11 protein-coding genes are annotated in these 12,748 nt (G+C 52.5%); 7 read left to right on the forward strand and 4 right to left on the reverse strand.

Annotated features, from left to right (window positions below; all coding sequences use genetic code 11):
• The first annotated feature begins 77 nt into the window (after window positions 1-77).
• Window positions 78-686, forward strand: coding sequence for a hypothetical protein (locus tag H8L32_RS04220; protein ID WP_186945930.1), 609 nt, complete (start codon window positions 78-80; stop codon window positions 684-686).
• A gap of 75 nt (window positions 687-761) precedes the next feature.
• On the opposite strand, the gene H8L32_RS04225 is transcribed toward H8L32_RS04220, so the two are convergent.
• The gene (locus tag H8L32_RS04225) at window positions 762-1,283 is read right to left on the reverse strand and encodes a hypothetical protein (RefSeq protein WP_186945931.1); all 522 of its coding nucleotides are present in this window, start codon (window positions 1,281-1,283) and stop codon (window positions 762-764) included.
• A gap of 108 nt (window positions 1,284-1,391) precedes the next feature.
• Between H8L32_RS04225 and H8L32_RS04230 the strand changes: the two genes are divergently transcribed.
• Together H8L32_RS04230 and H8L32_RS04235 are read left to right on the forward strand one after the other, a co-directional pair.
• Window positions 1,392-3,014, forward strand: coding sequence for a M28 family peptidase (locus tag H8L32_RS04230; protein WP_186945932.1), 1,623 nt, complete (start codon window positions 1,392-1,394; stop codon window positions 3,012-3,014).
• A 168-nt stretch (window positions 3,015-3,182) separates the two neighbouring features.
• On the forward strand, window positions 3,183-5,261 hold the full coding sequence (locus H8L32_RS04235; RefSeq protein ID WP_186945933.1) for a M13 family metallopeptidase: 2,079 nt from the start codon (window positions 3,183-3,185) through the stop codon (window positions 5,259-5,261).
• An 11-nt stretch (window positions 5,262-5,272) separates the two neighbouring features.
• Here H8L32_RS04235 and H8L32_RS04240 read toward each other — a convergent pair whose 3' ends face one another.
• Both H8L32_RS04240 and H8L32_RS04245 read right to left on the reverse strand, forming a co-directional pair.
• Window positions 5,273-6,115 carry a LytR/AlgR family response regulator transcription factor gene (locus H8L32_RS04240; protein ID WP_186945934.1) on the reverse strand — a complete coding sequence of 281 codons (843 nt, stop codon included), beginning with the start codon at window positions 6,113-6,115 and terminating at the stop codon, window positions 5,273-5,275.
• Entirely contained in the window at window positions 6,112-7,311 is a 1,200-nt protein-coding gene (locus tag H8L32_RS04245) for a sensor histidine kinase (protein WP_230412053.1), read from the reverse strand. The genes H8L32_RS04240 and H8L32_RS04245 overlap by 4 nt, the downstream gene beginning before the upstream one ends.
• Window positions 7,312-7,450: 139 nt before the next feature.
• On the opposite strand from H8L32_RS04245, the gene H8L32_RS04250 reads away from it, so the two are divergent.
• From H8L32_RS04250 to H8L32_RS04265, 4 genes are all read left to right on the forward strand, one after another.
• Complete coding sequence (locus tag H8L32_RS04250) at window positions 7,451-7,930, forward strand: (2Fe-2S)-binding protein (RefSeq protein ID WP_408058818.1); 480 nt, start codon at window positions 7,451-7,453, stop codon at window positions 7,928-7,930.
• Window positions 7,927-10,113: a xanthine dehydrogenase family protein molybdopterin-binding subunit gene (locus tag H8L32_RS04255; protein ID WP_186945936.1), complete on the forward strand. Its 2,187-nt coding sequence runs from the start codon at window positions 7,927-7,929 to the stop codon at window positions 10,111-10,113. The genes H8L32_RS04250 and H8L32_RS04255 overlap by 4 nt, the downstream gene beginning before the upstream one ends.
• Window positions 10,114-10,233: 120 nt before the next feature.
• Entirely contained in the window at window positions 10,234-10,524 is a 291-nt protein-coding gene (locus H8L32_RS04260) for a hypothetical protein (RefSeq protein ID WP_186945937.1), read from the forward strand.
• A 137-nt stretch (window positions 10,525-10,661) separates the two neighbouring features.
• The gene (locus H8L32_RS04265; RefSeq protein WP_186945938.1) at window positions 10,662-11,054 is read left to right on the forward strand and encodes an MAPEG family protein; all 393 of its coding nucleotides are present in this window, start codon (window positions 10,662-10,664) and stop codon (window positions 11,052-11,054) included.
• 9 nt (window positions 11,055-11,063) lie between these two features.
• On the opposite strand, the gene H8L32_RS04270 is transcribed toward H8L32_RS04265, so the two are convergent.
• Window positions 11,064-12,563, reverse strand: coding sequence for a tetratricopeptide repeat protein (locus tag H8L32_RS04270; RefSeq protein ID WP_186945939.1), 1,500 nt, complete (start codon window positions 12,561-12,563; stop codon window positions 11,064-11,066).
• Between the last annotated feature and the right edge of the window lie 185 nt (window positions 12,564-12,748).

Genomic DNA, 12,748 nt, shown 5'->3' on the forward strand with positions numbered 1-12,748 from the left:
CGAAGGAGAATATAGGGCAAGCACTTCGATGTGTTTGCCCTATGTTTTTGAAAATTTTATTCTTGTGTTGCATAAAAATGATCAAAAGAAACTTGCAAAAAATCCTTTGCTGTCTTTTGTTGCTGACCAATACCAAGCTTTTTGCTTCTACTTCAGAAACCGTGCTTTTGAAAGAGCATGCTGTTGTCGAATTTCGCGTAGATGAGGGACAAGATAGAAATTTTTACCCCTTGGAAGTGTTGGTGCTTATTCAGGAAAAGGGCGACCTCAGCTTGGTAAAACGAAGTTTTGAGCATCCGAAGTTTGAAGTGTTCTCCAGTCGCGAAAATGAACTTTTGAAACAAGTTGCCTGGATTGCAAGTAGCAAACTGATTAGAGCAAAAGAATTTCGAAGATTGTCCAGATGGAATGGCCAGGATAAATTGATATATTGCCTGGCAAGTTGTGATTCTGGGACAGATTACGTATTTGCCAAAGATGGAAGCTTTAAGTCTACGCATGAGTATGGGAATTCCAGCGAAGATTTGAAGCCTGTCGTTTCGTTCGGACATCTATATCAAGTTGGAAATTTTGTTTGGGCAAGGCCAAATAAAAATAACCCTCAATTTTTTCATCATGCCGTTTTCATATTAGGCCCTGACAAAAGCTTATGTGATTTCATTTCTTGTTTCGCATCATTGAAGTGATGGCAGAGATGCTTGGTATGTACTTGATTTAATATAAAAACCTCGCTTTCAACTAGGCGGGAAAATATTACAGTATTATTTTTTAGCTGCCAGGGGCTTACAGCTAACATCTAATTCGTATTTCCGCGATTTTTTCCCATTTTCCTTTACATGAATGATATTCCCCGTGATCTGCCATTTGGAAATGGATACATCCAGTTCATGCAGCTTGCTGCAATCGGCTGTCTTGTAAAACATCAAGAAATCGTTTGATCCACTGTATTCATGCGTCACCAATACCTGTTCATCCTGGCTCAGATAGACATCCTTTCTGACCCAGATACCGCTGTTGATTTCACACTGCTGATGCGTGGCATTGTGCAATACCTGTAAGGGCGGTTCAGGAAAGGCATCGACTTCAGGATCATTGGTATCGCTGTGGAAGCGCAATTCCACGGATTTAGCCAGCGCGTGGAATGTGTCATAGCTACCCGGCTTGAGCGGGGTCACCGGGATATGTTCCAGCTTGCAGGCGGCAGCCTGTGCCTGTGTCGCCAGCATGCAGAGCAGCGTAGCGAGCAGGATGGCCGGTTTGAGTGACATGTGTGATTCAGTCATGAGGCGGGACTATATAACTTATATGAAATTTTAGGTGCAAATGTTGAACGTATTTCGCTTTTTTTACTCCAAATGGCCTGTTCTTTTCTCATCCAGTTTTGAATAATAATGAAAAAACATCCTGCACACTATTTATCTTCTGCCTTGTTGGGATTGGCACTGGGGCTTCCTGTATATGGTTTTGCGCAAGCACAGGCGAACAGGGTGGATGAAACCACCTTGCGCGCCCATCTGGCGCTGTTGTCTTCAGACCTGTTTGAAGGCCGTGGCACCGGGCAGCGCGGCGGCGATCTGACGGTTGCTTACCTGGAAACCCAGGCCGCAGTCGCCGGGTTATTGCCTGTCAATGGCAAGAGCTACAGGCAAGCCGTCAGCATCAATGGCATCAAGTCCTTGCCACAGGCAAGCAGCCTGCGTGTGGAAAGTGCCGGCAAGCAATTGAGCTGGAATTTTGGCAATGACTGGATCTGGAGTGCGGGTGATGCCATGGCCCTGCATCAGTTTGACCATGAATTGCTGTTCGTCGGTTATGGCATTACTGCACCGGAGGAGCAATGGGATGATTTCAAGGGCGTAGATTGCAAGGGAAAAATCCTGGTCGTCATGGTGAATGACCCGCAACCGACGGCGGAACAGCCTGATCGTTTTGGTGGCAAGGCCCTGACTTATTATGGCCGCCGCACCTACAAGACCGAAGAAGCCCTGCGGCGCGGTGCTGCCGGGGTCTTGCTGATACACACCGATGTGTCCGCCAACGCGAGCTGGGATGTCTTGAAAAACGGTGGCATGGGCGAGCAATTCCAGCTGGCGAACAAGGATGCAAAGGGCCTGGCTCTGCAGGGCTGGATCACCAATGCAGCTGCAACTTCATTGTTCAGTGCGGCTGGCCTGGATTTGAACGCCTTGCGCCAGTCTGCCGAAGGCAAGGAATTTAAACCTGTGGCCATCAATGCCAGGCTCAAGGGTGAAGCAAAATCGCAGGTGCGTCAGCTCGAACAATTCAATATCGCTGGCATTGTACCGGGCACAGATGCGCAGTTGAAAAATGAACTGGTGATCTACAGCGCACACTGGGATCATCTGGGCAAACAGGAAGGTACAGGCGACCAGATATACAACGGCGCGGTAGACAATGGTTCTGGCACGGCAGCCTTGCTGGCAATGGCCAAAGCAGCGGTGCAGCAACCGGCAAAACGCAGCCAGCTATTTTTATGGGTAGCCGCAGAAGAACAGGGCTTGCTGGGCAGTGCCTGGTATGCGGCTCATCCTTTATGGCCCTTGAAGCAGACTGCCGCTGCGCTGAATCTGGATACCCTGAATTTTGTTGGCCGTACCAAAGACATCAGCGCCTTTGGGGCCGACCGCAGTGATCTGATTGTCGCTGCCGGCAAGGTCGCGCAAGCCATGAATATGACGATTGCCCCGCCCCGTGTGGATGTGGGTGGCGGCTATTTCCGCAGTGATCATTTCAGCTTTGCCAAGGCAGGTGTGCCGGCTTTTTCCATAGGCAGTGGCCGCGACTATATCCAGAATCCGGAAGCCTCGCAGGAAAAAGCGCGTGGCTATGGCAAGCGTTATCATCAGGTTACGGATGAATACGATCCGGCATGGGATTTGTCCGGCATGACTGAACAGGCACAGTTCACCCTGAACCTGGGACGAGAAATTGCCAATGCTGTAAAAATGCCGGTGTGGAAGGAAAATGATCCTTTCGCAAAAGCGCGTCAGTAGAAAAAATTGGAAGAAGCAGGCGCAACGCATTTGTAGTAGCGTTCTGCATACTATCTGGCAATAGCCAGTATTTCCAGGATGCTGTCGCAAAATTTAGCTGCCGTTGTTGTGTTGCCTGGCCAGCTTAATTTGCAACAAGCTCTAAAAGAATTCACAAGAAAGAAAATAATGAACCAGACAACATTTAAATTAAAGCCCGTTGCCAGCGTCTGCCTGCACCTCATGCTGGCCCTGCCTTTGATGCATATACAGGCACAGGCCGCCGATGCGCCAGCAGCAAAAACGGCAACGGCTGCAAAAACAGAAAGCGGCATGGATACTTCCGTCGCACCGGGCGATGACTTTAACCGCTATGCCAATGGCGGCTGGGAAAAGACGGCGGTCATCCCCGATCATAAAGTTGCAGTAGGCATCTTTGATGTACTGGTGGAAGAATCCGACGCCAAGGTCTTGAAGCTGATAGAACAGGCGACCAAAGCCGATGCCAGCAGTGCGGCCCGCAAGATAGGTGATTTTTATACTTCTTACCTGAATACCGATGTCATCAATCAGCGTGGCCTGGCACCTTTGCAGGGCGAGATGCAAAGCATTGCTGATCTGAAAGACAAAACTGCACTGGCAAGTTATCTGGGCAAACATTTGCGTGCCGATGTTGATCCTATCAATGCCACCAATGTATTCACTGAAAACCTGTTTGGCCTGTGGGTGTCGCAAGGTTTCCATGACCATACGAAATACATGCCTTACTTGCTGCAAGGTGGACTGGGTTTGCCTGACCGCGAATACTATCTGTCAGCCAGCCCCAAGATGCTAGAGCTAAGGAAAAATTATCTCGCACATATCGCCGCCACCCTGAAGCTGGCCAATGTGCCGGACCCGGAACAGGCGGCCAGGCGCGTATTTGATCTGGAAACCCTGATCGCCAAAGGCCATGCAAATCGTGAAGCAACGTCTGACGTTCTGAAGGCTGACAATACCTGGACTCTGGTCGACTTCAACAAGAAAGCGCGTGGTCTGGACTGGGCTGCTTACTTCAAGGCCGCAGGTCTGGATGGCCAAAGTAAATTCATCATCTGGCATCCGGGTGCCATGAAAGCTTCATCGGCACTGGTGGCGAATACACCACTGGCCAACTGGCAGGATTATTTGCGCTTTCATGCCATCAACACGCGTTCCACAGTATTGCCACAGGCTTTCTTTGACCAGCGCTTCAAGTTTTACAGTGCTTTAAGCGGTGCCAAAGCGCCACAGCCACGCTGGAAATATGCCGTGACAGCGACCAATAATGCCCTGGGTGAAGAAGTTGGCAAATTGTATGTGGCCGAAAACTTTTCGCCAGAATCCAAGACGCGCATCAATGGCATGGTGAGTAATTTGCTGGTCGCATTTGGTGAACGGGTGCAGGCCCTGAAATGGATGACACCTGCCACCAAGCAGGAAGCACTGGCAAAAATCAAGTCTACCTATGTCGGTGTTGGTTACCCTGACAAATGGCGTGATTACTCCGGCCTGAGCGTGGATGCGAATGATGCCTTTGGCAATCGTGAGCGTTCGCAGGAATTTGAATACCGTCGTGCCCTGGCAAAATTTAGCCAGCCTGTGGATGTCACGGAGTGGTGCATGAATCCGCAACTGGTGAATGCCGTCAACATGCCGCTGCAAAATGCCATCAACTTTCCGGCTGCGTATTTGCAATCACCGAACTTTGATTTGAATGCCAGCGACGCCAGCAATTACGGCGCACTGGGTGCCACCATAGGCCATGAAATCAGCCACAGCTTTGATAATTCCGGTGCCATGTTTGATGCAAAAGGTGAATTGCGCAACTGGTGGAGCAAGGCTGACCTGGCGCATTTCCAGGCATCTTCCAAGGCACTTGTCGCCCAGTTCAACCAGTACAAGGCTTTCCCTGATCTGTCGGTCAATGGCGCGCAGACCCTGGGTGAAAATATTGCCGACCTGGCTGGCCTGATGGCTGCTTACGATGCTTACCGTGCGTCGATGAAACAAAAAGGCCAGGCCATCACCAAAGAAGATGAGCAGGAATTTTTCCTGGCCTATGCCCGCAGCTGGCGTGGCAAAATGCGTGATGAAACCTTGCGCACGGCTATCATTACCAATGAACATGCACCAGGACAGTTCCGTGTCCTGACCGTGCGTAATCTGGATGCCTGGTATGACGCCTTTGCCGTGCAACCTGGCCAGAAACTGTATCTGGCGCCCAAGGACAGGGTTAAAGTCTGGTAAAGAAGACGTATTCAGGCAGGTCGCAAGCCATCTTGCATGCGCTGCCTGACATCAGCAACATAACGTTCGCTGACAGCGACCCTGTCCTGATTGCTGAGCACTAACTGATACACACCATCACCCAGCACATCAAGCTGGGTGAGTTGATCGCAACGGACGATGGCGCTACGGTGCACGCGCATGAAGCGGGCCGGGTCCAGATGTTTTTCCAGTTGACTCAGCGATACCCGGTGCAATATCTGGCGCTGCGTTTGATTTTGGTTCCGTATTTGATTCTGCTTCAGGTGCAATTGCATGTAATTGCCCGCCGCTTCTATCCATATCACTTCATCGAGTTGTATGCATTCTATGCGGCCTACGGAGCGCACGCTGATCTGTTGCCAGTACGCTGGCGTATCATTCTTTGCTTCATCTTCTGCCTTCACATAATTGCTCAGGGCTTGCGCATAGCTGGCTTGCTGGCGCAGCTTCAGCATGGCAGCGGCGCGTTCCAGCGCCTGTGCCAGACGCTGGTCATCAAAAGGCTTCAGCAGATAGTCGAGAGCATGCAGTTCAAAGGCTTCTATGGCGTGGGCATTAAAGGCTGTGACAAAGATGATCAGTGGCGGTGTTGTGGCCGTTGTCAGGCTCAGATTCAGGCTCAGGCTGCGTGCCAGTGCCAGGCCGGTTTCGCGCGGCATCTGTATATCCAGAAAAATGACATCCACAGCCTGCTGCGCCATTACGTCACGGGCCGCGGCCACGCTGGTGCATTCCGCTACGATCTGCCAGTCAGGATGATCTTGCAAGGCAAAGCGCAGATTGATGCGGCCAGGTTCTTCGTCATCGACGATCAGTGCACGTATGGTGGTCATGATGCTGCACCTTCCGGCATATGTAGCGGCATGCGGATTTCGACTTCATAGCGGCTCTGTCCGGTATCTGATACCTTGCCACTTTGCATGCTGGCACGTCCGGGATACATCAGTTCCAGCCGGGCGCGGGTCTGTGGCAGGCCCAGTCCCAGGCCTGGGTTGGCCGCATTGCCATCGGTGACGGTATTGCTGACCCTGATACTGAGTTCTTCATCCTTGAGGCTGAACTGCATGCGTATGTCGCTATTGCCTTCATGGCAGTCAAGGTCGTGGCGCAAGGCATTTTCCAGCAAGGGTTGCAGCAACAAGGGTGGGCAATCACCGGCCAGTATGGTCGTGGTGTCACCATCAATGTGTATGTGCAGACGCTCGCCATAGCGCAGTCTTTGCAATTCCAGATAATCGCGGATGAATGTCATTTCATCTTCAATACGTACCCAATCCTTGCTGCTTGCCGTCAGGGCATAACGCAACAGGTCGCTGAGCCGGTTCAGGCCGGTCAGGGCAATACGCTTGTCATCGCTTCTGACCAGGGCACTGATGGCGTTCAGGCAGTTGAAGATGAAGTGCGGTTCCAACTGGCCGCGCAGGGCATTCAGTTTTTGCTCTTCCAGATCCAGCCGCAAGCGCAGTATGTCGTTCATGGATTGTTGCAGTGCCTGTTCCCGTACGCGCCCCTGGCGCCAGGTACAGATCGCCAACACGGCAATGAAGGCACCGGTGGACCAGGCAAATTCGAGGAAGACACCGAATCCTCCGAGGTCGAACATCGCTTGCTGTAACTGTAACAAGCCCAATTCCTGCTTACTTCTAAGCAGATAAAGAATATCTACGTAAATGATTTCCAGAGGCAAAAAACACAGCAACATCAGACCATAGGTAACGACGATGCCGCGCGTAGTACTGAGAAATTTCTGGCAGCGCATGAAGATTATATACAGGCAGGTGCTGAAGACCATCATCAGCATATGACTGCTGATCCAGCTCCATAGTATGTCGTCATAACCACGCTGGGTACCATGCTTGACCAGATCACCATAATTGCCCAGGGCACCAACGGCACACATGCTGGTCCATATCAGGATATTGATGAGCAACAGCTTCAACGCACCCGCTACGGTGCTGGCCGCAGTCCGGGGCTTGAGCGCATTGTCAGAGATCAGGTTTTCCATGTGGCACAGTATAGCAGCCGGCATGACCTCATTCTGCTATGGAAGGGCGAGGTGGTAACAGGGTTTCGGGGTTTCATCACAAGCGCTGTCCTTGCAATTCAACCTTGCCAGATAATCTGTCGCAGCAGTTAGTGTCCAAAGACAACTGGAGGGAAATATGAACCTGAATCTGAAAGTCAACGGCCAGGCCCGCCAGTGTCAGGCTGATGGTGATACCCCGCTATTGTGGATATTGCGTGAAGACCTGGGCCTGACAGGCACCAAGTTTGGCTGCGGAGCAGGTCAGTGCGGTGCCTGTACCGTGCATCTGGATGGGCAGGCCATGCGCAGTTGCGTCATGCCGGTAGAAGCTTTGAATGGCCGCAGCATCACCACCATAGAAGGTTTGTCACCTGATCGCAGTCATGTGCTGCAACAGGCCTGGATAGAACATCAGGTACCGCAATGTGGCTATTGCCAGTCGGGCATGCTGATGGCGGCTGCCGCGCTGTTAAAAGCCACTCCACGGCCCACAGACAGGCAAATCGACGCGGCCATGACCAATCTGTGCCGTTGCGGTACCTACCCGCGTATTCGCGCGGCTATCCACACGGCTGCCGCCAGACTGAAACCGCAAACAGGCAAGAAGGGGGCCAAGGTATGAGCATAGTCGCTTCCCCCGCACGCAGGAGCTTCCTGAAATCTTCCCTGGTTGCCGGTGTCTGGGTCGTGGGCAGCAGCACGCTGCCTTTGCTGGATAGCGTGGCAGCGGCAGATGAAAAAAATAAGCCGGTGTCACCGTTTGACTTCTGGCTCAGCATGGATGCTGGCGGCGTGGTGACTGCCTGTACCACCGTCACCAATCTGGGCCAGGGTACCCATGCGGCAATCGCGCAGATCGTGGCTGAAGAGCTGGAAATGCCCTTGACGCAAGTGCGGATAGAACATGCACCCGTCATCCAGCAGTTTCATCAGAAATGGCCACCCGGCATCACCACCTTTGGCAGTGCCGGATTTAACTCCGCACAGGTGACGGTAGCGCCAGCCTGCGCAGCAGCGCGACAGATGTTGATACAGGCGGCAGCGCTGCAATGGCAAGTCGATGCAAAAGACTGTACTGCCGCCAATGCACAGGTTCATCATGCGGCCAGCAGCCGCAGTGTGCTGTATACCGAATTGATCAAGGTGGCAGCCACGCTGGTTCCACCAGAAAAACCAGTGATCAAAGCATCCAGAGACTGGAAAATATTGGGGCAGTCCACGCCACGCCCGGATATCCCGGCGCGGGTGGATGGCAGTGCCGTATTTGGTATTGATGTACAGCGCCCTGGCATGCTGGTGGCGGCTGTCTTGCATGCACCGCGTTTTGGCAGCACGCTGTCCAGCGTGGATGATAGTGCGGTCATGGCAATCAGGGGCGTGCATAAAGTCGTGCGGCTGGCGAATGCCGTTGCCGTAGTGGCAGACCGCTACTGGATCGCCAGCAAGGCCCTGCAATTATTAAAGCCGGTCTGGCAGGATGGCGCACATGCAAAGATCAACACGGCCAGCATGCGTGATAGTCTGTTGACGGCGGTGGCAGCAGGTGAAGGTTTGCCGGTGCAGAGTACGCGGATACAGCACGCCATGGAAACACAAAAAGCCATGGAATCGGCAAAGTGGGTTATTGATACCACCTACGATGTCCCCTTTCTGGCCCATGCAGCGATGGAACCGCTGAATGCAACGGTAGAAGTCACTGCTGGTGGTGCGCAAGTCTGGCTGTCCACACAAAGCCAGACCGATACCCAGCAGGGTGTGGCCAAAGCTTTGGGATTGCAGCCTGGGCAAGTGCGCATCCATACGCAAAACGCCGGTGGTGGCTTTGGCCGCAGACTGGAACATGATTTTGCTGTCGAGGCAGCCCTGATCGCGCAGGCGGTGGGTGCACCGGTAAAAACCATATGGTCGCGTGAAAATGATATGCGCTCTGGTTATTATCGCCCCATTACCGCTTCACGCGTGTGTCTGGCAATGGATCAGGATAATTTACCACTGGCTCTGCGTCATGATACGGCTGGCCCGTCGCTGCTGGAATATACGGGCGTAACGAATAGTCCGGCGGAAGATGGTTTTGACTGGACCTATCTCATGGGCTGGTTTAGCAGCAGTTACCGTTTCCCCTTGTTTGATACCCGCTGGACCAGAGTGGATTTTGGCGTGCCCTGTACTTACTGGCGTTCGGTAGGGAATTCACAAAACTGCTACTTCCTTGAACATACACTGGAACAGGCCGCCCGCAAGGCAGGAATGGATAGCCTGGAATACCGGCGGCGTTTATTGAAGCACAATCCCAGGGCTATCAATTTCGTGAATGCCCTGGCCGAACGCGCAGGCTGGAACAAGCCGCTGGCAAAGGGGCATTATCGCGGCTTTGCCATGAATGGCACTGGCGACGTACTGTTCAGCGGTCATATTGTTGAAATTGCCGTGGTCAGGCCCGGACAATTCCGTTTGATAAAAATCACGGCAGCGATCAACCCTGGCCTGGTTGCCAACCCTGCGGCCGTCGAAGCGCAAATGATGGGTGGGACTTTGTTTGGTTTGTCGGCTGCTCTGTTTGGGGAAATCAGCTTCAGAGACGGGCAGGTCGAGCAGGGCAATTTTGATGGCTATCGCCTGGTCAGGCTGGCGCAGACACCGCCGCTGGATGTACTGGTCATCAGCACAGGCGAAAAAGCCCGGGGTGTAGGCGAAGAAGGGCCACCATCCATAGGCCCGGCAATCGCGAATGCATTACTGGCTGCCAGTGGTAAACCAGTTACCCGTCTACCGCTGACGCAGGCGGGCTGGCAACTGGTGGCTTGAAGTTTTGTGCGTTAGTGGTGACAACTAGGCCGACAACAAATTCTTAAAATAAAATCGGCGCATATTTGCGCCGATTTTACTTATCTACTGCTTGCCAGCAAGCTGCTTCAAAACGACCTGATGCGTGTCAATTATTTTGCAGGTGCTGCTTTTGTTTCTTCAGTTTTTTCTGCTTTTTTCGCTTTTGCATGTTTCACATGCTTGGCTGCTTTTTTCTCGACAGCAGGCGCTGGTGCAACCGCAGAGGCGGATGCCGATGCACTGGCAGAAGCAACTGGTGGAACTGCAGTTTTTGCTGGTTCTGCAGGAGTTTTAGCGAACGCTGTACCCATAGCGAAGGTAGCAGCAACGAGAGTGGCGATCAGCTTGTTCATATTGAATCCTGTTCTGTGGTTGATTTCTTTGACGTAGTCAATCTACGTAAGCCAAGAACGCGACCGGACGCGATTGTGTTGACAAAGAATGTGTTGCGAATTGTTACCAGAACACCACGTGGTATCGTACGGGCAAGGTACAATCATCGCTATAAAAACCGGGAGGAGAGAAAAATGAGCATAGCAAACTGGTGTGTACTGGCCGCATGTGCGTTACCCATCGTCAGCGTCGGGCTTGCCAAGGGCGGCTCAGCCAGGCGGGGTGGCAAGAATCAGGTCTATGATAACCAGGCACCACGCGAATGGGCCAAAGACCTCAGTGGCTGGCAGCAAAGAGCGCACGCAGCACAACAAAACGGTTTTGAAGCCTTGCCGCTATTTATTGCGGCTGTGGTGCTGGCGCAGCAGTCTCATGCGGATCAGACACGTATAGATCAACTGGCGTTGCTGTTCATTGCCATTCGTATCGTGTACCTGATTACCTACCTGGCCAATCAGGGTACATTGCGCTCGCTGGTCTGGTTTGCCGGTGTCGCTACGTCGGTGGCAATACTTGCGATGGCCTGATTTTACGCGTCAGATTTTTTGCAAGAGCATGATGTGAATGGCGATATCTTCGCCATGATCGCGACGGGCAAATTCCTGGCTTGTTTCTAAGATGGTGAAACCGTGCTGTTGTGCCAGGTCTTGCAGGTAAGCTATGGCGTGGGCATAGCGGTGTGAAGGGCGCAGGGAAAAATCTGGGCTATCACCGGCTTCGGCAGAAAACGCAAACAGACCGCCATGTCGCAGCACATGGCTGACCCCGGCAAAGACATGCTGCAAGTCGCCGATATATACAAACACGTCGGCAGCGACGATCAGGTCATATTCTGCTGCCGTGGCGGTCAACAGGAAGCTGGCAATGTCGGTGCAATGCAAGCTATCGTATAGTCCCGTCTGTCGTGCCTTTACCAGCATTTTTTCTGATAAATCGACACCCACCAGCCTGCTTGAATAGTGGCGCAATAAGGGGGCGCACAAACCCGTACCACAGCCCAGATCCAGACTGTGACATGTTGCAGTGTTTCTGTGCCGCTGTATGGCAGCAGCCAGTAAATCAGGCACGGTATAGCCCAGCACATCCAGCAAATGGCGGTCAAAATGGTCGGCATACTGGTCAAACAATTCTGTCACATAGCCTGGCGGTGCTGTGGCTGGTGTGTCACCCGTTCCCATTGCGGCTAGTGCGTAGTGTATCTGTTCTGCATTGGCACCATGCGCCAGTGCATTCTGATAGGCGTTGATGGCTTCGCCATTGCGTTGCAGCAGGCGCAGGCAATGACCGCGCTGCTGATGGGCTTTGGCAAAATCAGCCTTGTGTGCCAGTGCCTGATCGATACTATGTAAGGCAGTTTCGTACTGCTGCATTTTTTGCAGCAACATGCCGCGATTGCACCAGGCTTCGCTGTGTGCGGGATGTAGTCGTAGCAAATGGTCGTAGTCTTGCAGTGCTTCTTCGTGGGCATGCAGGTATTGCAGGCTGACGGCGCGGGCAAACAGGGCTTCCGTATAATTTTTTCGCAAGGCCAAGGCATCATCAAAATCCGGCAATGCCGATTCGTGTTCAGCCAGCTCCTGCAACAGCAGGCCCCGGTTCAATAATGCTTCAGGATAGGCCGGCGTGATCTGCAAGGCCTGGTCATAGCTGGCCAGTGCCTGTTCCAGCTCGCGCAGGCTGCGCAGGGCGTTGCCGCGGTTATTGCAGGCCATGGCGTAATCCGGTTTCAACAGCAAGGCGCGGTCATAACTGGCCACTGCTTCTTGCGAACGACCGAGGTCTTGCAGGGCGGCCCCCAGATTACTATGGGCTATGGCTTGCTGCGGATTGACGGCAATGGCCTGTTGCAGCCAGTCTATGGCGGTTTGTACATTGCCGCGCTGGCGCGCCAGCGTCCCCAGCAATTGCAGGGCATCAAACTGGTTTTCCTGTACTTGCAGCACTTGCAGATACAATGCTTCTGCCTGCTCAAACTGGCCCTGCTGATGGTGGGTCAGTGCCTGTTCCAGCAGGGTTTGTATATTTGCTGTTTTCATGGATGAAACTGGAATCGCCTCTTATATTTCATACGGCGTTCATACCGCGTTTATACTGCGTTTATACTGCGTTTATACTGCGTTTATACTGCGTTTATACTGCGTTTATACTGCGTTTATACTGCGTTTATACTGCGTTTATACTGCGTTTATACTGCGTTTATACTGCGTTTATACTGCGTTTA

It is taken from the genome of Undibacterium hunanense, from assembly GCF_014284335.1.
In the GTDB taxonomy this organism is placed as follows: Bacteria; Pseudomonadota; Gammaproteobacteria; order Burkholderiales; family Burkholderiaceae_D; genus Undibacterium; species Undibacterium hunanense.